At 67.3% G+C, this 19,518-nt stretch carries 20 protein-coding genes and 1 riboswitch; of the genes, 9 read left to right on the plus strand and 11 right to left on the minus strand.

Translation table 11 applies throughout. The annotated features are described in order from the left end of the window. Positions 1-27 precede the first annotated feature (27 nt). The 3 genes from R4823_RS04880 to R4823_RS04890 are packed head-to-tail and all read left to right on the plus strand — an operon-like array spanning position 28 to position 2,282. Positions 28-993 (plus strand): tripartite tricarboxylate transporter substrate binding protein, encoded by a 966-nt coding sequence (locus R4823_RS04880; RefSeq protein WP_338617736.1) that lies wholly within the window; start codon positions 28-30, stop codon positions 991-993. Between the two features lie 21 nt (positions 994-1,014). After that, a complete protein-coding gene (locus R4823_RS04885) occupies positions 1,015-1,764 on the plus strand; it encodes an alpha/beta fold hydrolase (RefSeq protein ID WP_338617738.1) in 750 nt (249 codons plus the stop codon). After that, positions 1,761-2,282: a cupin domain-containing protein gene (locus tag R4823_RS04890; RefSeq protein WP_338617739.1), complete on the plus strand. Its 522-nt coding sequence runs from the start codon at positions 1,761-1,763 to the stop codon at positions 2,280-2,282. Before R4823_RS04885 ends, R4823_RS04890 begins: the two co-directional genes overlap by 4 nt. Here the strand turns inward: R4823_RS04890 and R4823_RS04895 are convergent. The 5 genes from R4823_RS04895 to R4823_RS04915 are packed head-to-tail and all read right to left on the minus strand — an operon-like array spanning position 2,263 to position 6,793. Then, positions 2,263-3,159 carry a phosphate ABC transporter substrate-binding protein gene (locus tag R4823_RS04895; protein ID WP_338617740.1) on the minus strand — a complete coding sequence of 299 codons (897 nt, stop codon included), beginning with the start codon at positions 3,157-3,159 and terminating at the stop codon, positions 2,263-2,265. The genes R4823_RS04890 and R4823_RS04895 overlap by 20 nt on opposite strands. A 4-nt stretch (positions 3,160-3,163) precedes the next feature. After that, entirely contained in the window at positions 3,164-4,018 is an 855-nt protein-coding gene (locus tag R4823_RS04900; protein ID WP_279820395.1) for an amidohydrolase family protein, read from the minus strand. 39 nt (positions 4,019-4,057) lie between these two features. Then, positions 4,058-5,044, minus strand: coding sequence for an ABC transporter substrate-binding protein (locus R4823_RS04905; RefSeq protein ID WP_087840881.1), 987 nt, complete (start codon positions 5,042-5,044; stop codon positions 4,058-4,060). Between the two features lie 40 nt (positions 5,045-5,084). Beyond that, entirely contained in the window at positions 5,085-5,792 is a 708-nt protein-coding gene (locus R4823_RS04910) for a 4-carboxy-4-hydroxy-2-oxoadipate aldolase/oxaloacetate decarboxylase (RefSeq protein ID WP_132978974.1), read from the minus strand. 11 nt (positions 5,793-5,803) lie between these two features. Continuing rightward, positions 5,804-6,793 (minus strand): tripartite tricarboxylate transporter substrate binding protein, encoded by a 990-nt coding sequence (locus tag R4823_RS04915; RefSeq protein WP_165963010.1) that lies wholly within the window; start codon positions 6,791-6,793, stop codon positions 5,804-5,806. Between the two features lie 285 nt (positions 6,794-7,078). Here R4823_RS04915 and R4823_RS04920 point away from each other — a divergent pair, with 285 nt between their 5' ends. Beyond that, entirely contained in the window at positions 7,079-8,086 is a 1,008-nt protein-coding gene (locus tag R4823_RS04920) for an amidohydrolase family protein (RefSeq protein ID WP_087840878.1), read from the plus strand. 21 nt (positions 8,087-8,107) lie between these two features. Here R4823_RS04920 and R4823_RS04925 read toward each other — a convergent pair whose 3' ends face one another. Genes R4823_RS04925 through R4823_RS04935 form a run of 3 tightly spaced genes read right to left on the minus strand, consistent with a single transcriptional unit; the run spans position 8,108 to position 10,466 of the window. Then, on the minus strand, positions 8,108-9,421 hold the full coding sequence (locus tag R4823_RS04925) for a TolC family outer membrane protein (protein ID WP_338617744.1): 1,314 nt from the start codon (positions 9,419-9,421) through the stop codon (positions 8,108-8,110). 16 nt (positions 9,422-9,437) lie between these two features. Beyond that, positions 9,438-10,118: a protein-L-isoaspartate O-methyltransferase gene (locus tag R4823_RS04930; protein WP_087840876.1), complete on the minus strand. Its 681-nt coding sequence runs from the start codon at positions 10,116-10,118 to the stop codon at positions 9,438-9,440. Positions 10,119-10,166: 48 nt separating this feature from the next. Continuing rightward, a complete protein-coding gene (locus R4823_RS04935) occupies positions 10,167-10,466 on the minus strand; it encodes an antibiotic biosynthesis monooxygenase family protein (protein WP_087840875.1) in 300 nt (99 codons plus the stop codon). A 144-nt stretch (positions 10,467-10,610) separates the two neighbouring features. Between R4823_RS04935 and thiD the strand changes: the two genes are divergently transcribed. After that, positions 10,611-11,435, plus strand: coding sequence for a bifunctional hydroxymethylpyrimidine kinase/phosphomethylpyrimidine kinase (thiD, locus tag R4823_RS04940; protein ID WP_087840874.1), 825 nt, complete (start codon positions 10,611-10,613; stop codon positions 11,433-11,435). 89 nt (positions 11,436-11,524) lie between these two features. Here thiD and R4823_RS04945 read toward each other — a convergent pair whose 3' ends face one another. The 3 genes from R4823_RS04945 to R4823_RS04955 form a co-directional block, all read right to left on the minus strand. Then, positions 11,525-12,310, minus strand: coding sequence for a thiazole synthase (locus R4823_RS04945; protein ID WP_087840937.1), 786 nt, complete (start codon positions 12,308-12,310; stop codon positions 11,525-11,527). A gap of 379 nt (positions 12,311-12,689) precedes the next feature. Next, the gene (gene thiC / locus R4823_RS04950) at positions 12,690-14,603 is read right to left on the minus strand and encodes a phosphomethylpyrimidine synthase ThiC (RefSeq protein WP_279817709.1); all 1,914 of its coding nucleotides are present in this window, start codon (positions 14,601-14,603) and stop codon (positions 12,690-12,692) included. A 120-nt stretch (positions 14,604-14,723) separates the two neighbouring features. Continuing rightward, positions 14,724-14,826, minus strand: a riboswitch (TPP riboswitch). A 67-nt stretch (positions 14,827-14,893) separates the two neighbouring features. Further along, positions 14,894-15,619 carry a GntR family transcriptional regulator gene (locus tag R4823_RS04955; RefSeq protein ID WP_338617746.1) on the minus strand — a complete coding sequence of 242 codons (726 nt, stop codon included), beginning with the start codon at positions 15,617-15,619 and terminating at the stop codon, positions 14,894-14,896. 147 nt (positions 15,620-15,766) lie between these two features. Here R4823_RS04955 and R4823_RS04960 point away from each other — a divergent pair, with 147 nt between their 5' ends. From R4823_RS04960 to R4823_RS04975, 4 genes are all read left to right on the plus strand, one after another. Continuing rightward, positions 15,767-16,738, plus strand: coding sequence for a tripartite tricarboxylate transporter substrate binding protein (locus R4823_RS04960; RefSeq protein WP_087779399.1), 972 nt, complete (start codon positions 15,767-15,769; stop codon positions 16,736-16,738). Positions 16,739-16,769: 31 nt separating this feature from the next. Next, on the plus strand, positions 16,770-17,672 hold the full coding sequence (locus R4823_RS04965; RefSeq protein WP_158213209.1) for a polysaccharide deacetylase family protein: 903 nt from the start codon (positions 16,770-16,772) through the stop codon (positions 17,670-17,672). A gap of 11 nt (positions 17,673-17,683) precedes the next feature. Beyond that, entirely contained in the window at positions 17,684-18,463 is a 780-nt protein-coding gene (locus R4823_RS04970; RefSeq protein ID WP_087837269.1) for an SDR family oxidoreductase, read from the plus strand. A 113-nt stretch (positions 18,464-18,576) separates the two neighbouring features. Next, positions 18,577-19,512 carry a hypothetical protein gene (locus R4823_RS04975; protein WP_087779401.1) on the plus strand — a complete coding sequence of 312 codons (936 nt, stop codon included), beginning with the start codon at positions 18,577-18,579 and terminating at the stop codon, positions 19,510-19,512. Positions 19,513-19,518: the final 6 nt, after the last annotated feature.

Below are 19,518 nucleotides of genomic sequence, written 5' to 3' on the forward strand. Positions count from 1 at the left end.
GCACCGGCCGCTGAACCAGGAGTCGCCATGCCAGCCCGACTGATCGGCTTGTTCTTGTTCTGTCTGCCCTTTTCCCTGGCCGCCCAGCCCTCGGCCTTTCCCAACCGTCCTGTCAGCATCGTGGTCACGACGGCGGCCGGCGGATCGGTGGACGCCATTGCCCGCGCGATCGCCGCCGACCTGGGCAAGACGCTCGGGCAGCCCGTCGTGGTCGAGAACCGGCCCGGCGCCAATGGCAATATCGCCGCCCAGCATGTGAAGGCCTCGGCACCCGACGGTCATACGCTGCTGATGCTGAGTTCCAGCACGTTCACCCTCAATCCGTTCGTCCTGGAACGCGTGCCTTTCAACCCCGAGAAGGACTTCGCGCCGGTGGCGATGACGGCCGGGCTCAACATGGTGCTGGTGGTCGCGCCGGGCACCCGGGCGGGCACGCTCAGGGAACTGGTCGCCGCGATGAAGGCGCGGCCCGGCGAACTGAACTACGGGTCGTCCGGCAACGGGTCGCTGCCCCAGGTTGCGGCGGAACTGCTGGCCATGCGGACCGGCACCCGCGCGACCCACGTTCCCTACAAGGGCATTGCGCCGGCCTTGAACGACTTGTTGGCGGGCCAGATCGATTTCATGTTCGACTCCGGCACCGCGATGTCCCATGTCCAGGCCGGCAAGCTGCGCGCGTTGGCCGTGATCGGCCCCAACCGGCTGCCTATTTTCCCAGACGTGCCGACGTTCAAGGAAGCCGGCGTGGACGGCATGGAAGTGGCCGCCGGCTGGCACGGCATTTTCGCGCCCGCCGGCACGGATCCGGCCATCGTCGATCGGCTCAATGCCGAGATCAACAAGAGCCTGCGATCGGCTGCCATGCGCGAGCGGATGAACAGCATGGGGTTCGAGAGCGTCGCGCTGCCGGCCGCCGAGCTTGGCCGTGCCTTGCGCCAGGATTTGCAGCGGTTGGGGCCGATCGTGAAGCAGGCCGGCATCACCGCCTATTGAACCGGCTCGGAACGCTTCATCATGAATCGTGACATCCGCGTCCCGTTGGTGCTCATTCCCGGCCTGCTCTGCAACGGCGTGCTGTGGGAACCCCAGCGAATCGGCCTGCACGACCGCGCCGACATCTGGATTCCCGACCTGTCGCGCGACGCCAGCCTGCCCGAGGCGGTGGAGCGGATGCTGGCCGACGTTCCGTTCGAGCGGTTCGCGCTGGCAGGGTTGTCGATGGGAGGCTACCTGGCGGCGCTCGCCGCCTTGCGTTCCCCTGATCGAGTCGAACGGCTGGCGCTGTTGAACACGCGTGCCCATGCCCCGGAGACCGAGGCGGGGCGCCGGCGCCGTACCGCCCAGATCGAGTTGGCCCGCCGGGACTTCGCGGCGCTGGTGGAGCAGTTGCTGCCCGCCTTGCTGCGTCCGCAAGCCTTGGGAGACGAGATCCTGGCGCAGGTCGTTCGGGACATGTCCCTGTCGCTCGGTGCGGAGGTGTTCATCCGCCAGCAGGAGGCCAATATGAACCGGCCGCCCATTGCCCACAGGCTGGCGAGTATCGCCTGTCCGACCTGGATCGTCGGAGGCGACCAGGATGCCATTGCACCACAGGAAAGCCAGCATGCCCTGGCTCGGGCCATCCCGGGCTCCCATCTGCGCATGTTGCGCGACTGCGGTCATCTGTCCACGCTGGAGCACCCCGGCGCGGTTACCCAATTGCTTAGGCAGTGGCTCGACAACCCGAGCCTGCCATCCCGACCCTACCAAGGAGCAACACCATGACGTCCCTTTCCACGGCGCCTTCGACCGACCTGGGCATCGAGCAGATCGGCCAGCGCCAGGTGGCGCGTTTCCGTGACCGCAAGCCCGACTGGGAAGCATTCGAAGACGCGAAGCTCGACGGCTTCCGGCGTGCCCAGCATCGATTCATCGGAGCGGGCGGATCCGCCAAGCATGGCGATCCCAGCGTCATCCCGCCGCTGGGCTTCACCTTGAGCGTCATGTTCGTGCCGCCCGGCCAGGGCAATGCTGCCCATACCCACGAAGTGGAAGAAGTGTTCTTCGTGCTGCAGGGCTTTCTGGACGTGTTCCTGGAGGACAAGGCCGGGAACCGGTTCGAGACCCGCCTGGGGGCCTGGGAATGCGTCTCCTGCCCGCCGGGCGTCATGCACGGCTATCTGAACGCAAGCCTGGAGCCGGTCTATTTCCAGGTGATGCTGGGCAAATCCCGCCCCGGCGCGCTGAACTACCAGGATGAAGCCCTGCGCGCCGCGGTGGCGGTCAACCCAGCGCGCCGGTGACGTCGTCGAACAATTCGTCCACCGTGAACCGGCGTGGAATGATCTTCTGTTCGTACGACCACTCGATGGCCATCTCCAGGCCCTTGCGGTTGGCTTCCAGGCCCAGCGGCGGCAGGGTCTCCAGCGCGGCGGCCGGGGCAAGCGCGCGGCTTTCCGCGATCATCCGGTAGATCTCGCGCACGGCCTCGGGATGCTTGCGGGTGACGTCCTGGTGGACGGCAAAGACGTGGTTGATGGGCACGACGCCTTCGCGCTGGTACCAGGTTTTGGCGGCCGCGATGGGTTCCGGGACCAGGGTCTGCACCCGCGGGTCCTTGGGCATGTCGTTGCCGAGGATGGCGGCGGCCAGTTCGCCGTTCAGCATCATCTCGGGAATCGACGACCCCTTGGGCAGCATGTGGCAATTGGGCGGGTCGCGGTATTCGGCCAGGTGGGATTCGTCCACGGTGTACCACTCGACCTTGTTGGGATCGACGCCGTATTCGTGCTGCAGGATGCCGCGCACCCACAGGCCGGTGGTTTGCGCATAGGTGCGCACGCCCACCTTCTTGCCTTCGATGTCCTTGGGGTCGAGGTGGCCGAGTTCCTTGTTGAAGCCGACGCAATGGTGCTGGAAGCGGCCGACCATGGGCGCGGGCAGGATCACGAACGGCTTGCCGTAGGCCTTGGCCTGGAGGTAGGTGACGATGGCCAGTTCGCCCGCGTCGAAGGCGTTGTCGCGGATCATCGGCTTGAAGCCGTCGTGCGCGGTCTTGGGACCGCAGAAGTCGAGCCGGACGATGTCCGAGGCGACGCGGCCGTCCTTCATCGCCGCGGCCACGGGAGAGTCGGCCAGGTTGGTTTTCAGCGTGACGCGCGTGGCGTGTGCGGTGGTCATGGGGTCAGTCCTTCAGCACGGGGTAGAGCTTCTGCGCGGTGCCGGCCATGATCCAGCGCTGGTCGGCGGCGGGCAGGAAGGCGATGTAGTCCTTGAATGCCTTGACGATGTCGGCCAGGCTGTCCTCGGCGGCGGGGAAGTTGGAGCCCCAGGCGATGCGGTCGGCGCCGAATTCCCGGACCACGCGGCCGAAGAAGGTCTCGGGCGTGGCCTGGCCGGAGTACGCGGACTCGGTGTTGCGGCTGCTGAGCTTGAGGTAGAGGTTCTTGAAGCGGGCCAGGTCGAACAGGTGCTGGGCGCCGGCATAGGGCGGGCCGCTGCTGATGTCCGGTTTCATCATGTGGTCGACGATGGCCAGGGTCTGGGGGAAGGCGGTCAGCAGTTTCTCCAGCGCCGGGATGGCGGCCTTGGTGATCTGCACGCACACGGGGATGCCCAGGTCGCCCGCCAGGCCCCAGGCGGGGTGCAGGGCGGGGTCTTCCAGCGTCGGCGCCTGGCCCGGCATGGTGCTGCCGGTGGTGAAGATGCGCAGGCCGGCCAGGCCGCGTTCGGTCCAGTAGCGGATCTTCCGGGTGGCGTCGGGGGCCAGCATGTCGACCGAATAGACGCCGGCGAATCGCTTGGGCTGCGTGGCGATGGAGTCGGCCACGTAAGAGTTGTCGAAGCCGTAGGTGGTCGAGGAATGGACGATGGCGGCCTTGTCGATGCCGACGGCATCCATGGCGGCGACGTATTGTTCGAAGGTGACCGGCCGGGTGGCGGACCAGCCCGAGCGTTCGCCGCCCAGCGGGTTGAGCGGGTAGCGGGCGGTGTCGGGCGAGATGATGTGCGGGTGGATGTCGATCAGGCGTGTGGTCATGGCGGTGTCGCGGAAATGATGGGTATCGGAGGGGGCGGGTCAGGCGCCGACGTCGATGAACATGTCGTCGACGGCGTAGCGCTTCTTGAGCAGGCCTTGCTGGTGGCAGTAATGCATCATGGCTTCGATGGACGGCCGGTTGGCCTCGATGCCGTAGGGCAGGGGGTCGCCCACGATGCGGCCCATGGCGCGGTAGTGCTCGTCCTTGTCCGACACCGATTCGCCGGCGGCGAGCTGGCGCAGGTAGATGTTCTTCGAGGCCAGGAAGGCGTCGTACAGGGCCTTGCCCACCCACGGGTGCCGGGCCAGCACCTCGTCCTTGACGGTGATCAGGCCGTGCACGGGGTAGATGCCGGTCTTGCGGTACCACTCGGCTTCGAGCCGCTCGGCGTCGGGGAACATTTCGAGGTATTCGGGCGGCTTGATGCGGCCGCCCGCTTGCCAGCCGTCGGCCGGCGCGCCGGCGCGGCCGATGCCTGCGTTGTCGGTGAAGGCCGCGGACAGGTAGCCGCTGGCCATCAGGTCCACCAGCGACTTGCCGTCCTTGGCCTGTTCGACGTTGGGCGGCAACTGCAGCGAGGAGACGTGTTCCTCGTCGTCCACCACCCAGGTGATGCGATCGTTGTCGACGCCGTAGTCGTTGGTCAGGATGCCGCGCGTCCAGATGCCGGTGGTGACCGAGTAGGCGCGCACGCCCGCGCGCTTGCCTTCGAGGTCGCGCGGTTCGCGGATACCGGCGTCGTCGCGGTAGACCAGGCCGGCATGGTGGAAGCGACGGAAGATGAAGACGGGCAGCGCCTTGAATGGGGCGCCGGCCTCGCGGGCGATCATGTAAGTGGCGGGAGCCATTTCGCAGACGTCGAACTCGACGTCGCGCACCATGCGCCGGAAGGCCGCGATGATGGGCTTGATCTCGACGAAGTCCGGCTGGACGCCTTCGATGGGCACGTCGCCGCGCTTGAGCGCCGCGGTGTGGCCGTAGGTGGCGATGGCGATCTTCAGGGGCAGGGGTTGCTTGGATGTCATGGCTGCTTGGTCGGAGGGAAGGCGGGAATGGTGTAGAGGGTCAGGCGTCAAGCTTGTCCAGGTCCTCTGCGCTGTAGACGTAAAGGAGACCGGCGGCTTCCAGGCCCTGGCGCATGTTGGCCACGTCCAGCGACAGCTCGCCCGCCAGGTAGCGCTTGCGTGACTTTTCTTCCTTGGCGGTACGCTGGCGCGCCAGCTCCAGCGTGCGGGCGATCTCCAGGCGCGGCACGACCACCACGCCGTCGTCGTCCGCCACGATGGCGTCGCCCGGGTTCACGTTCATGCCGGCGCACACCACCGGCAGGTTGACGTGGCCCAGCGTGGCCTTGACCGTGCCGCGCGCCGAGATGGCGCGCGACCAGACGGGAAAGCGCATCTCGGTCAGCGTGCGCACGTCGCGGCAGCCGGCGTCGATGACCACGCCCTGGACGCCGCGCGTCTTGAGCGAGGTGCAGATCAGGTCGCCGATCATGCCGTCGGTGTTCTCGCACATGACGCCGACCACCAGGATGTCGCCGGGCCGGCATTGTTCGATGGCCACGTGCAGCATCCAGTTGTCGCCCGGCGCGGTCAGCGCGGTCACGGCGGTTCCGGCGATGCTGGCGCCGGCGTAGATGGGACGCAGGTACGGCGCCATCAGGCCGGCGCGCCCCATGGCCTCGTGCACGGTGGCCACGCCGTGCGTGGCCAGTTCGGCGATGAGGTCCTGCGGGCCGCGCGGGATGTTGCGTACGACGACGTTCTTCATGTTGCCCTCGGTCAGTTGATGGGGATGTTCGCCTTCTCGATCACCGCCTTCCATTTGGCGATGTCGGCCTTCATCAGGGCGCGCGACTCGTCCACGCCCAGGGCGTAGGGTTCGGAGTTCATCTCGCGCAGCTTCTGCGCGACCTCGGGCGAGTTGACGGCGGCCACGAAGGCCCGGTTCAGCTTGTCGATGATGGCGCGCGGCGTGCCCTGGCGGATCGACACGCCGTTCCACGACGCCACCACGTAGCCGTCCAGGCCGCTTTCGGCGGTGGTGGGCACGTCGGGCAGGTTGGGGTTGCGGCCGTCGGCCGCGATGGCCAGCGCGCGCACCGCGCCGCTCTTGATCGAAGACAGCATGGGTGGCACGAAGTCGAAGCCCACGTCGATGTCACCGGAGCGCACGCCGGTCAGCAGCGCGGCACTGGTCTTGTAGGGAATGGTCTCGGCCTGGATGCCCGCCACCGACTTGAACAGCTCGGCGCCCAGGTGCTGGCTGGAGCCGACGTTGGTGGTGCCCAGGCTCAGCTTGCCGGGATTGGCCTTGGCATAGGCGATGAGCTCCGTAAGATTGCGAAAACGTGAATCGGGCTTGACCGTCAGGATCAGGTTGAACCTGGACAGGGTGGCGACCTGGGTGAAGTCGTCCACGATGCTGTAGGGCAGGTCCTTGACCAGCGTCTGGGTGATGGCCGTGCCGTTGCCGCCCTGCACGAGCGTGTAGCCGTCGGCAGGGGCCTGCAGGCCGGCCTGGAACGACTGCACGCCGCCCGCGCTGGGCTTGTTGTCGATCACGATCTGCTGGCCCAGGATCTCGCTGACCTTTTGCGTGACCACGCGCGCCGTCAGGTCGCCGATGCCGCCGGGGCCGTAGGGCAGGTACATCCGGATCGGCCGATCCGGATAGTCGGCCGCGGCGGCGGGAGGGATGGCGCCGGCCGACAACGCGGCGGCGAAGAGGACTGCGGCGTACTTCGGAATTCGCAATGCGGGGAGTGTCACGGCTTGTCTCCTTGTCCCGGCGTTCAGGGGGCGCCGATGTGGATGTCGTACTGGCGAGGATGGTTGCATGCGAGGCCCCGCCGGGTCTATTGAGTAAAACTTCCGCGGGGTTGAGCGGATGGTTAAGACGGTCTGGCGAAACGGCCTGGGTTGAGCGTTTCCTCAAGTCACCGGAAGCATTACTCAATGGATGCGCGCGCCTTGCTGTCGGCAGAATGCGGGAATGCCTGCGCGGGCCGATGCCGGCCCGGCCACGACTCACGACGACAGGAGCAAGGAGTCCGCATGATCATCGATTGCCATGGGCACTACACGACTGCGCCCGAAGCCTTGAACGAGTACCGGCGCCTGCAGGTGTCGGCCTGCGAATGCGGCAAGTGCGAGATCTTCCCGCGCCCCGTCATCTCGGACGACCAACTGCGCGAAAGCCTGGAGACCAAGCAATTGCGCATCCAGCGCGAGCGCGGCACCGACCTGACGATCTTCTCGCCGCGCGCGGTCGGCATGGGTCACCACATCGGCGACCAGCAGACCAGCAGCGAGTGGGCCATCGTCTGCAACGACCTCATTCATCGCATCTGCCAGCTGTACCCGGACAATTTCGCCGGTGTCTGCCAGTTGCCGCAGAGCCCGGGCGTGGAGCCGGCCAGGTGCATACCGGAGCTGGAGCGCTGCGTGAAGGAACTGGGCTTCATCGGCTGCAACCTGAACCCCGATCCGACGGGCGGGTACTGGAAGGATCCGCCGCTGCACGACAAGTGGTGGTATCCGCTGTACGAGAAGATGGTCGAGCTGGACGTGCCGGCCATGATCCACGTCAGCGGTTCCTGCAACCCGCATTTCCACGCGACGGGCGCGCACTACATCAATGGCGATACGACGGCCTTCATGCAGTTCCTGACGTCCTCGCTGTTCAAGGATTTCCCGACGCTCAAGTTCATCATCCCGCATGGCGGCGGCGCGGTGCCGTATCACTGGGGGCGCTATCGCGGGCTGGCGCAGGACATGGGCCTGCCGCCGCTCAAGGAACTGCTGCTGCAGAACGTGTTCTTCGATACTTGCGTCTACCATCAGCCGGGCATAGACCTGTTGCTGAAGGTGATCCCGCCCGAGAACATCCTGTTCGCGTCCGAGACCGTGGGCGCGGTGCGCGGCGTGGACCCCGAGACCGGCCATCATTTCGACGACACGCGTCGCTACATCGATGCCGCCGGCCTGGGCGAGGCCGACAAGGCCAGGATTTATTCGGGCAATGCCTACCGGGTGTACGGAAGGCTGAAGAAACGCGGGTAGTGCCTTGGCCGCTGCGCGGCCCTAGCGCAGCAGCGCGTTGACCTGGCGCACGTCGTCTTCCGACAAGATGCCGGAGGCAGCCTTCAGGCGCAGACCCGACAGCAGGGCGTCGTAGCGTGCCTTGGCCAGGTCGCGCTCGGTGGAATAGAGCTGCTGCTGGGCGTTCAGCACGTCGATGTTGATGCGCACGCCCACTTCGTAGCCGGTCTTGTTGGCATCCAGCGCGCTGCGGCTGGAGACCTGCGCGGCCTCCAGCGCGCGGACCTGGGCCAGCCCCGCGTTCACGCCCTGGAAGGCGACGCGGGTGTTCTGGATGGCGGCCCGGCGGGCGACCTCCAGGTCGTTGCGGGCCTTCTCGGACAGCGCGACGGCCTCGTCCACCCTGGAGGTGGTGCCGAAGCCGGCGAAGATGGGCACCGAGACCTGCACGCCCACCGAGCGCGTGGTGTAGAAGTCGTTGACCACCGTCTGCCCGACCAGCCCGCGCGTGCGTGCCACGTTGGCGGCCAGGTCGACCGAGGGGTAGTGGCCGCTCTTGGCGATTTCTATGCCGCGCTGGGCGATCTCGCTGTTCAGCGTGGCCTGGGCGACGGCCAGGTTGTTGGCGGCGGCCTGTTCGGTCCAGGCCTCGATCCGGGGCGGCTGCGGCGCCGGCACGTTGACCGCGGGCGGCAGCTTGGCGAGGTCGCCCGCTGGCGTGCCGATGATCTGCTGCAGCGCGCCGATGCGGACCGCCAGGTCGGATTCGGCCTGGATTTCCTGGGCCTGGGCCAGGTCGTAGCGCGCCTGGGCCTCGTAGGTGTCGGTGATGGTGGCCGTGCCGATCTCGAAGTTGCGCTTGGCCGATTCCAGCTGTTCCGAGATGGCGATTTTCTGGGCGCCGATGAAGGCCAGGTTGTCCTGCGCCGCCAGCACGTCGAAATAGGCCTGCGCCACTCGCAGGATCAGGTCCTGGCGCCCCTGGGCGAGCTGGGCTTCGCCGACGGCCACTTGCAGCTTGGACTGCTCGTAGGTCTGCCAGCCCGTCCAGCGGAACAGCGGCTGGATCAGTTGCAGCGTATAGCTCTCGTTCGTGTAGGTCACGCCCGGCAGGCGCGTCGTGGAGGCCTCGGCCCGGCTGCCGGCCAGCGAGATGGCCGGCAGCAGAGAGGCGCGCGCCTGGGGCAGTTTTTCAAGCGTGGCGGTATAGGCCGAGCGCACCGACGCGAAGGTCGCGTCGTTGGCCAGCGCCGCCTGGTAGGCCTGCTCCAGGTCCAGCGCCGCGACCGCGGGAACGAAAGCGCAGGCGCCCAACAGCGCGCACAGCGTCTGGACGTAGTACGGCCTGGCGCGCATGGGCACGAAACTCCGCTTAGAACTTGAACTTGGAAACGGTGACGCCGCGCAGGGGCTTGACCAGGGTTTCGAACAGCGAGGTGGTCTCGAAGCTGGCGGCCGTGGTCCGGGTGATGAGCAGGGTAGTCATGACCGGCGCCTGGCCGACGATGATGGCCAGCCGGCCGCCCACGCGCAACTGGTACTTCAGGCTGTCGGGCACTTCGGGCACCGAGCCGGTGACCAGGATGGCGTCGTATTCGGTCGAGCCCCAGCCCTTGCTGCCGTCGCCGACCTGGACCGTGGCGTTGGCGATGCCGGCGCGCTTGAGGTTGGCCTGGGCGAAGGCGGCCAGCTTGGGCAGGATCTCGACCGACGTCACCGTCTGGGCCTGGCTGGCCAGCAGCGCCGTCTGGTAGCCCGAGCCGGTACCGATTTCCAGCACGCTGTCGGTGGGCTTGAGCGCGAGTTCCTGCAGCAGGCGCGCTTCGACCTTGGGGGCGAGCATGCATTCGCCGCTGTCGTAGTCGTCGATCCGCAGCGGGATCTCGGTGTCGGCGAAGGCAAGGGTGCGCAGCGCGGGCGGCACGAAGTCCTCCCGCTTCACCTTGAACAACAGTTCCAGCACCTTGGGGTCGAGGACGTCCCAGGGGCGGATCTGCTGTTCCACCATATTGAAGCGGGCGTGTTCGACGTCGGGAAGGGAAGCAGCGTTCATGGCAGGACTTGGCAGGAAAACGTAACAAAACAAACCATTCTAACCGGCTCAGAACGGCTTGGCGACCGTCGTTGCGTGGCGGACCTCGGGCGGCTTGGCGAAGTAGCTGCCCACCAGCGCGCGCCAGGCCTTGAAGTCTTCCGAGCCCCGGAAGTGCACGGTGTGGTCTTCCAGCGTTTCCCACTGGACCACGAGCAGGTAGGCGTTGGGGTCTTCCAGCGTCTGGTGCAGTTCCATGCCGTGGCAGCCCTTCGCCCGCTGGAACAGCGGAGCGGCTTCCTGGACGCCGGCCTCGAATTTTTCCTGGGTGCCGGGCTGGATTTCGATGTGCGCGAGTTCGTAGATCATGGTTGGCCTTCCACAGAATGGTCTGCCATGTTACCCGCGTTCGCGCGGGTCGGACATGCCGGCGCGGGGCGGGCCGGCGGGCGGACTATACTGGCGGCGTGCGTCGCCCGGGGGGGCGGCGCGTTTCGTTTCCAGAGGATCGCCATGTCTGCCGTTCGTCCCATTCCCAAGGCCCTGACCATCGCGGGCGTGGACCCCTCGGGCGGCGCCGGGGTGCTGGCCGACGTCAAGGCCATGAGCGCCCTGGGCGCGTACGCCTGCGGCGTCATCGCGGCGCTGACCGCGCAGAACACCCAGGGCGTGACGGGCGTGCAGCCCGTCGATCCCGCCTTCGTCGCGCAGCAGATCGACACGCTGTTCGCCGACGTGCCCGCCGACGCGGTCAAGATCGGCATGCTGGGCAGCCGGCCCGTCACCGAGGTCGTGGGCGAGCGGCTTGCCCACTGGAAGCCGCCGCACGTGGTGCTCGATCCCGTCATGATCGCCAAGAGCGGCGACGCCCTGCTGGCGCGCGACGCCATCGGCGCGCTGCGCGAAGCGTTGATGCCGCAGGTGACGATGATCACGCCCAACCTGCCGGAGGCCGGCGTGCTGCTGGAGCAGCGGCCGGTGGAGACGGTCAAGGAAATGCGGCGCGTGGCCGAGCGGCTGCGCGAACAATTGGCCCACACCGGCCAGCGCTGGGTGTTCCTGAAGGGAGGGCACCTGCCGGGCGACATGGCGATCGACCTGCTGCACGACGGCGACCGCATGATCGAGCTGGCGGCGCCGCGCATCGACACCCGCAATACCCACGGCACGGGCTGCACCCTGTCGGCCGCGCTGGCGGCGCTGCTGCCGCAGGCGCAGGACGTGCCCGAGGCGGCGCGCCGGGCCAAGCACTACCTGACCGAGGCCATCCGCCACGCCGACCGGCTGGGCGTCGGGTCGGGCAACGGGCCGGTGCATCACTTTCACGGGTGGTGGTAGCGGCTACGCTCCCGGCACGGGAGCGGCCGGCGCGTCCGCCCCGGGGACCTGTTCCTGCGCCCGCAGCCGGATCGGCCGGGTAACTACGCTTAAGACTGGATCAGCCCGGTCATCGGCGAGCTGGGCGAGCCGCTGTACAGCTTCTTCGGCATGCGGCCCGCCAGGAAGGCTTCGCGTCCGGCTTCCACGCCTTTCTTCATTGCGCTGGCCATCAGCACCGGATCCTTGGCCGCGGCGATGGCGGTGTTCATCAGCACGCCGTCGCAGCCCAGCTCCATGGCGATCGCCGCATCCGAGGCCGTGCCCACGCCCGCGTCCACGATGATGGGCACGTTGGCCTGGTCGATGATCAGCCGCAGGTTCCACGGGTTCAGGATGCCCATGCCCGAGCCGATCAGCGAGGCCAGCGGCATCACCGCGACGCAGCCGATTTCTTCCAGCATGCGGGCCTGGATGGGGTCGTCGGTGCAATACACCATGACCTTGAAGCCGTCCTTGACCAGTGTTTCCGCGGCCTTCAGGGTTTCGGGCATGTTCGGGAACAGGGTGTGCGAGTCGCCCAGCACTTCCAGCTTCACCAGATCGTGTCCATCCAGCAGTTCGCGCGCCAGTCGCAGCGTGCGCACGGCGTCGTCGGCGGTATAGCAGCCGGCGGTATTGGGCAGGATGGTGTATTGGCTGGGCGGCAGGTAGTCCAGCAGGCTGGGTTCGCCGGCGTTCTGGCCGATGTTGGTGCGGCGGATGGCCACGGTGACGATGTTGGCGCCGCTGGCGTCGATGGCGGCCTTGGTCTCGTCGAAGTCCTTGTACTTGCCGGTGCCCACCAACAGGCGGGAGGAGTAGGTCTTGCCGGCAAGGGTGAATGTGTCTGTCATGATGAAATCCTGAAAGCTTGCGTGTTCATAGCGGCATCCGGGGCGCATGCGGCGGGCATAGGCCGCGGCGGCGCCGGGGCGGGCCGGCTGGCGCGGCGACGGTCCAGGTCCCGGCTGCGCCGGGACTTCCCGGGTCCGGAGACGAAATCGGGGCGGGCGAAAAACTCGCGCGGGGACAGTCCCCCGGACTGTCCCTACTGCCGCGCTCAAACAGTTTCACCCTTGCTTCCCCGATTTCGTCTCCGGACCCGGCTGGCCCAACGCCGCGCCAGCCGGCCCGCCCCGGCGCCGCCGCGGCCTATGCCCGCCGGAGCGTCTACCTGTGTAGCGGGCCGGCGCACATGCCATCCGGCCAGTGTATCAAGCGGCCCTGGACCGCTCAGGAGCGGTGATAGATCTCCGCCCCCTTCTTCACGAACTCCACCGCCTTCTCCTGCATCCCCTTGTTCAGGGCTTCGGCCTCGCTGACGCCGATCTGCTCCGCATATTCGCGCACGTCCTGCGTGATCTTCATGCTGCAGAAGTGCGGCCCGCACATCGAGCAGAAGTGGGCGACCTTCATCGAGTCCTTGGGCAGGGTTTCGTCGTGGAAGTCCTTGGCGGTGTCCGGGTCCAGGCCGAGATTGAACTGGTCTTCCCAGCGGAATTCGAAGCGCGCCTTGGACAGCGCGTTGTCGCGGATCTGCGCGCCGGGGTGGCCCTTGGCGAGATCGGCGGCGTGGGCGGCGATCTTGTAGGTGATGATGCCGTCCTTGACGTCCTTCTTGTTGGGCAGGCCCAGGTGTTCCTTGGGCGTGACGTAACAGAGCATGGCCGTGCCGTACCAGCCGATCTGCGCGGCGCCTATGCCCGACGTGATGTGGTCGTAGCCGGGCGCGATGTCGGTGGTCAGGGGGCCGAGCGTGTAGAAGGGCGCTTCGTGGCAATGCTCGAGCTGCAGGTCCATGTTTTCCTTGATCATGTGCATGGGCACATGGCCGGGGCCTTCGATCATGACCTGCACGTCGTGCTTCCAGGCGACCTGGGTCAGTTCGCCCAGGGTGCGCAGCTCGGACAGCTGCGCTTCGTCGTTGGCGTCGTAGATCGAGCCCGGACGCAGGCCGTCGCCCAGCGAGAAGCTGACGTCGTAGGCCTTCATGATCTCGCAGATTTCCTCGAAGCGCTCGTACAGGAAGCTTTCCTTGTGGTGCGCCAGACACCACTTGGCCATGATGGAGCCGCCGCGCGAGACGATGCCCGTCATGCGCTTGGCGGTCAGCGGCACGAAGGGCAGGCGCACGCCGGCGTGGATGGTGAAGTAGTCCACGCCCTGTTCAGCTTGTTCGATCAGCGTGTCGCGGAAGATTTCCCAGGTCAGTTCCTCGGCCTTGCCGTCGACCTTCTCCAGCGCCTGGTAGATGGGCACGGTGCCGATGGGCACGGGCGAGTTGCGGATGATCCACTCGCGCGTTTCGTGGATGTGCTTGCCGGTGGACAGGTCCATGACGGTGTCGCCGCCCCAGCGGATGGACCATGTCATCTTCTCGACTTCCTCGGCGATGGAAGAGCTGACGGCCGAGTTGCCGATGTTGGCGTTGATCTTGACCAGGAAGTTGCGGCCGATGGCCATCGGCTCGATTTCCGGGTGATTGATGTTGGCGGGAATGATCGCACGGCCGCGGGCCACTTCGTCGCGCACGAACTCGGGCGTGATGCGCGCGGGGATCGAGGCGCCGAAGGACTGGCCCGGGTGCTGGCGGCCCAGCAGCTCGGCCAGGCGCTGGCCCTGCGGGCCGCTGGCGCGCAGGGATTCGATGTATTGCTCGCGCCGCAGGTTTTCGCGGATCGCGACGAATTCCATTTCCGGCGTGACGATGCCGCGGCGCGCGTAGTGCATCTGCGTCACGTTGGCGCCGGCCTTGGCGCGGCGCGGGGCGCGGTGCAGGTTGAAGCGCAGCTCGGCCAGCTTGGGATCGGCCAGGCGTTCGCGGCCGTAGGCGCTGCTGGGGCCGTCGAGCTGTTCCGTGTCGCCGCGTTCGGCGATCCAGTTCTCGCGCAGCGGCGCCAGGCCCGAGCGGATGTCGATCTTGACGTCGGGGTCGGTATAGGGGCCGCTGGTGTCGTAGACGGTGATGGGCGGGTTCTTTTCGCCGCCGAACATGGTGGGCGTGTCGGCCTGCTCGATCTCGCGGAAGGGCACGCGGATGTCGGGGCGCGAGCCCTGTTCGTAGACCTTGCGCGACTTCGGCAGCGGCTGGATGGCGGCCTGGTCGACCTGGGCCGTGGCGGCGATGAACTTGGGATTGGCGTTCATGGAAGCTCCAAGAAAAAGGTTTCCGGAGCCGAACGAAGGAAGGGATTTTCCGGGTGGCCCCCGGGGACGTCCGTGCACGGACTGGGGGGGCGGCCTGGGGCCGCATGCCGGGAACGCGAGGTTCCGCCGGAAAACGCTCCCTGCATCGGCATTATCCGTACAGGTGCTGAGGGTGTCATCTCAACCCACGCCGAACCGGCGATGAGTACCCCTGCGTCACGGGCGTAAGTATAGGCCGGCGGCGGTCAATGTCCAGCGCGCGTTTCTTGCGCGTTGCACCATGAAGCGTGTCAGGACCGCAGGCCTGGCCTGGCCGACTCGGCCAGCAAGCGCTCCTGCACGCGCTGGGCGGTTTCCATCACGTGCTTGCGCATGAGGCGCGCCGCTTCGTCGGCCTGCAGGGACACCGCCGCCTGGAACAGTTTTTCGTGTTCGTTCTCGCGGCCCTTGCGGTACTCGGCCGTGATGCGGGAGTAGCGGCGGTAGTAGGTGGAGGCTTCGAACATCTGGTTGCAGTAGTCGATCATCCAGCGCGAGCGGCAGCCGGCGATCAGGGCGGTATGGAAGTCCCGGTGCGCGGCTTCCCACTCGGGATTCTCGCGGGGGCCGTCCTTGCCCTTCAGATAGCGGTCCAGCCGCGCCAGGCGGTGGTAGGCCTGGACCAGTCCCTGGACCCAGGTCTGGTCCGCGTAGTCGATGGACGCTCGCAGGGCGATGTCGTTGAGCCAGGACCGCGTGCGCGAGAGCTCTTCCAGGTGCGCGCCGCCGAAGTTGGGCACGGCGAAGCCGCGCCGGTCGTGCTGTACGACCAGGCCCTCGCGCGACAGCCGCGTCAGCGCCTCTCGCAGCGGGGCGAGGCCGACCTCGTAGCGTTCGCTCAACTGGCGGGTGCCCAGCTTCTGGCCGGGTGCGTAATGGGCGTCCACGATGTCGCGCCGCAGACGCTCGTAGGTCTGCGAGGCGAGGGTGGCGGGCACGATGCGGCCGGCGGGAAGGGCGTCGTCGGGTTCCAGCATGATGGTCGAATTTTATCGATAAATCATACACAGCCGGGAATGACGGCTGGTGCCAAGCATATCCGGGTTTCTCCGTGGTTTTTCTTTTCTTTTGTGATCGATAAAAATAAAAAAGAAATATTTTTTATCGATAAAAAAGGAGGAGCGATGAAAACGATCCGATGGTGGTGCCTGGCCGCGATGATGGCGCTGGGCCCGCTCGCCCATGGGCAGGCGCCTTATCCCTCGCATCCGATCCGTGTGGTGGTCCCGTTCGGGGCGGGCGGGACGCCGGACACCGTGGCGCGGCAACTGGCCGCCGAGATGGACAAGCGGCTGAGGACCCGCGTGGTGGTGGACAACAAGCCCGGCGCCAATGGCGTCATCGGGGCGGCCGACGTGGCCAAGGCCGCGCCCGACGGCTACACCCTGCTGCACGTGACGACCTCGTTCGTCATCAATCCCCATGTCTACAAGAAGCTGCCCTACGACATCGGCAAGGACTTCGTGCCGGTGGTGAACGTGGCGACCGGCACGGGCTACCTGCTGATGGTCAATCCCGCGCTGCCCGTGCGCACGGTGGCCGAGCTGGTGGACTATGGCCGCAAGGCCGCCAAGCCGATCACGTATTCGTCGCCCGGCATAGGCAACACCCTGCACCTGGCGGGCGAGCTGTTCGCCGCGCGCGCCGGCATGAGCATGCTGCACGTGCCGTACAAGAGCGCCTCGCAGGCGCTGAACGCGGTGGCGGCGGGCGACGTGGACATCATGTTCATTCCGCCCACGATCGCGCTGCCCTATGTCCAGTCGGGCAAGGTGCGCACGCTGGGCTTCACCGGCGAGCAGCGCACGCCCGAGTATCCGGATGCGCCGACCATGGCGCAGGCGGGCGTTGCCGACTTCGTGCTGCCGGCGGCCTGGCAGGGCCTGTTCGCGCCGGCCGGAACGCCGCAGGCGGCGATCGACACGATCGCGGCCACCGTGCGCGACATCGTCGCCCAGCCGGCGTTCGCCAAGATGCTGCGCGATGGCGGCTATGAACCCGACCCGCGCGCCGGCCAGGCGTTCGCGGAACTGGTGCGCGCCGATTCCGCCCGCTACGCGGAAGCCGTCAAGCGCGCCGGTATCGAAGCCCAATGATCCGATGACCATGACCGAACGAGGAAACGACATGGATGTATTGAACCTGCACGCCGGCGCGACCGAGATCCATCCGCCCGCCGGCTTCCTGCTGCCCGGCGGCAAGCGCATAGGCGTGGTGTTCCGCATGGCCTACGAATGGTGGTCGGACGGCGCGTGGCCGGGCATCGGCCCCATGGGCAATCCGCTCAAGGGCGGCATTCCCGACCTGAACGCGGTCGGCTGGGCCGAGTACGGACATCGCCGCGGCGTGCACCGCGTGCTCGAGGCGCTGGCGCGCAACGGCGTCCGGGCCTCGATCCTGGTGAGCGGGATCATGGCCGAGCGCTATCCGGAAGAGGTGAAGGACATCGCCCAGGCCGGCCACGACGTCGTCGCGCATTCGTACGCGATGGACGTGATCCCCGCCTATCTGGACGAGGCGCAGGAGCGCGACAACATCCGCCGCACGACCGACCTGATCGCGGCGGCGACGGGCACGGCGCCGCTGGGGTGGATCAGTCCGCGCGGCACGCCCAGCCACCGCACGGCGCGCCTGCTGGCCCAGGCCGGCTATCTCTGGCATGGCGACACGCTGAACGACGACATGCCCTACCTGGTGGATTTCGGCGACCACGCGATCGTGGCCGTGCCCGGCACCATGGAAGTGAACGACCTGCCGCTGGTGATGCGCCATGGCCAGCCGCCCAGCGCCATGGTGGACATCTTCGAGGACTGGCTCGACTACGTCCGCAAGTGGGAACGCACGCCGCAGAAGATCGATCCCACGGTGCATGCCCACGTATGCGGGCGCCCGGCCGGGATGGCGGCGTTCCAGCGGCTGCTGGAGATCGCCACGGCGGCGGACGACATCTGGATAGGCACGCGCGCCGAGCTTGCCCGGCACCTGATGCAGGCCATCGGCCGCCCCGTGCCGGCCCACCAACAGCCATAGGCGGAAGACTCATGGATCTGCAGATTCGCGGCCGCAAGGCCATCGTGTGCGCGTCCACGCGCGGGCTGGGGCGGGCTTGCGCCGCCTCGCTGGCGCGCGAGGGCGTGCATGTCGTGATCAACGGCCGTTCGCCGGATTCGGCGGCCGCCGCCGCCCGGGAGCTGGCCGCCGAAACCGGCGGCGCCGTGCGCGCGATCGCGGCGGACATCAATACCGACGCGGGCCGCGCGGCGCTGGTGTCGGCCTGCCCGGATGCCGACATCCTGGTGACGAACAACGAGGGGCCGGCGCCCGGGCGCTTCGTCGACTGGGAGCGCGAAGACTATCTGCGGGCGATCGAGGCCAACATGCTGGCGCCCGCCCTGCTGATCCGCGCGCTGTTGCCCGGCATGCGAGCCCGGAGATTCGGCCGCATCGTCAACATCACGTCGGCCATGGTGAAATCGCCCAGCCCGGCCATGGGTTTGTCGACGTCCGCGCGCACCGGCCTGACGGCGCTGTGCAAGGCCATCTCGCGCGAGGTGGTGGCCGACAACGTCACCATCAACAACCTGCTGCCTGAGCGCTTCGACACCGACCGCCAGCGCTTCATGGCCGAGCGCATGGTGCGCGAGCAGGGCCTGGGCTATGAGGAAGCGCGGCAGCGCATCGTCGACACCATCGCGGCCGGCAGGCTGGGGCAGCCGCGGGAGTTCGGCGATGCCTGCGCCTTCCTGTGCAGCGCGCAGGCCGGGTATCTGTCGGGGCAGAACCTGCAATTGGACGGAGGATCGTATCGCGGGGTGTTCTGAACGGCCCCGTCTGCAAGGGGAGCCCGGTTTTCTTCACTGGATCCTGTGATGCGCCGGGCGGCGCGATTTTCGAGAATGCCGACATTGCCTATTCATTCAGTAAGGAGTCGAGCATGTCGAAATCGTTGACCGCACTTTGCGCCGCCTTGATGGCGGCATCGCTGGCCGCCTGCGGGGGCGGCGGCGGTGATGATTCGGGCGGTGGCGGAGGCGGCGGTGGGGGCGGCGGCGACGGCAAGACGCTCAGCGAGAAACAGATCTGGTACGGCCACGAGACGGCGTTCTCGGCCGTGTCCCTGCACCAGGCGTTCGAACCCATGCTCGAGAACGGAATCGTCATTGGCCGGGACGGCACGCCCGAGTGCCTGGACGGCGGGACGGTCTCGGGCGTCTGGACCGATGCGGATGACAGCGGCACCCTGTCGGCCGGGGACTCGGTGGCATTGACCATGAACGACTGTCGCGTGTCCGACAACGGCATTCCGTTCACGGGCAAGGCGACGGTCGATTTCGACGAGGTGGAGGGCGACCTGCTGGAAGAGGAGTCGGACTGGACATTGGCCGCCAGGGTCACGCTGGGCGAGGGCGCGTCCTTCGACGGGACGTCCGCGTCGGGAACGGCATCGGTGAAGGCGTCCAACGACGTGAGTTCGGCCGAACCCAAGGGGCAGCGCGCCGAGTTCGATATTCCCGCGATCGTCCTGACCGAGGATGGCGGTGCCGTGACGATGAAGTTCAAGGACTACGCCGTGGCCGTGGCCTACGATCCCACGACGGATGCCGATACCTATTCGCGCATTTCGTTCTCGGTCAGCGGCTCGGATCCGGTGCTCGGCCCCGACTACGCCTACGACGCCAGCATGACCGAGACGGTCCGCTTTTCGCATGAGGCGGGCGGTTTCCTGGCGGGTGCGTTCGCCACGAAGACCGCGGCCGAAACGATCACCACCCGCTTCCAGGCGAATGGCAACGCGCCGGGCACCGTCACCTTCTCGTCCAGCCTGGGCGGCAGCAAGACGATGACCTACGGGGAATTCGACGACCTGTAATCACGA

The organism is Pigmentiphaga sp. CHJ604, assembly GCF_036972535.1.
GTDB lineage: Bacteria > Pseudomonadota > Gammaproteobacteria > Burkholderiales > Burkholderiaceae_B > Pigmentiphaga > Pigmentiphaga daeguensis.

What these genes read in the sequence shown, in the direction of transcription:
- R4823_RS04880 (WP_338617736.1), top strand. Translation starts at nt 28, where the DNA reads ATGCCAGCCCGACTGATCGGCTTGTTCTTGTTCTGTCTGCCCTTTTCC.
- R4823_RS04885 (WP_338617738.1), top strand. Translation starts at nt 1,015, where the DNA reads ATGAATCGTGACATCCGCGTCCCGTTGGTGCTCATTCCCGGCCTGCTC.
- R4823_RS04890 (WP_338617739.1), top strand. Translation starts at nt 1,761, where the DNA reads ATGACGTCCCTTTCCACGGCGCCTTCGACCGACCTGGGCATCGAGCAG.
- R4823_RS04895 (WP_338617740.1), bottom strand. Translation starts at nt 3,159, where the DNA reads ATGACCACCGCACACGCCACGCGCGTCACGCTGAAAACCAACCTGGCC.
- R4823_RS04900 (WP_279820395.1), bottom strand. Translation starts at nt 4,018, where the DNA reads ATGACCACACGCCTGATCGACATCCACCCGCACATCATCTCGCCCGAC.
- R4823_RS04905 (WP_087840881.1), bottom strand. Translation starts at nt 5,044, where the DNA reads ATGACATCCAAGCAACCCCTGCCCCTGAAGATCGCCATCGCCACCTAC.
- R4823_RS04910 (WP_132978974.1), bottom strand. Translation starts at nt 5,792, where the DNA reads ATGAAGAACGTCGTCGTACGCAACATCCCGCGCGGCCCGCAGGACCTC.
- R4823_RS04920 (WP_087840878.1), top strand. Translation starts at nt 7,079, where the DNA reads ATGATCATCGATTGCCATGGGCACTACACGACTGCGCCCGAAGCCTTG.
- R4823_RS04925 (WP_338617744.1), bottom strand. Translation starts at nt 9,421, where the DNA reads ATGCGCGCCAGGCCGTACTACGTCCAGACGCTGTGCGCGCTGTTGGGC.
- R4823_RS04930 (WP_087840876.1), bottom strand. Translation starts at nt 10,118, where the DNA reads ATGAACGCTGCTTCCCTTCCCGACGTCGAACACGCCCGCTTCAATATG.
- R4823_RS04935 (WP_087840875.1), bottom strand. Translation starts at nt 10,466, where the DNA reads ATGATCTACGAACTCGCGCACATCGAAATCCAGCCCGGCACCCAGGAA.
- thiD (WP_087840874.1), top strand. Translation starts at nt 10,611, where the DNA reads ATGTCTGCCGTTCGTCCCATTCCCAAGGCCCTGACCATCGCGGGCGTG.
- R4823_RS04945 (WP_087840937.1), bottom strand. Translation starts at nt 12,310, where the DNA reads ATGACAGACACATTCACCCTTGCCGGCAAGACCTACTCCTCCCGCCTG.
- thiC (WP_279817709.1), bottom strand. Translation starts at nt 14,603, where the DNA reads ATGAACGCCAATCCCAAGTTCATCGCCGCCACGGCCCAGGTCGACCAG.
- R4823_RS04955 (WP_338617746.1), bottom strand. Translation starts at nt 15,619, where the DNA reads ATGCTGGAACCCGACGACGCCCTTCCCGCCGGCCGCATCGTGCCCGCC.
- R4823_RS04960 (WP_087779399.1), top strand. Translation starts at nt 15,767, where the DNA reads ATGAAAACGATCCGATGGTGGTGCCTGGCCGCGATGATGGCGCTGGGC.
- R4823_RS04965 (WP_158213209.1), top strand. Translation starts at nt 16,770, where the DNA reads ATGGATGTATTGAACCTGCACGCCGGCGCGACCGAGATCCATCCGCCC.
- R4823_RS04970 (WP_087837269.1), top strand. Translation starts at nt 17,684, where the DNA reads ATGGATCTGCAGATTCGCGGCCGCAAGGCCATCGTGTGCGCGTCCACG.
- R4823_RS04975 (WP_087779401.1), top strand. Translation starts at nt 18,577, where the DNA reads ATGTCGAAATCGTTGACCGCACTTTGCGCCGCCTTGATGGCGGCATCG.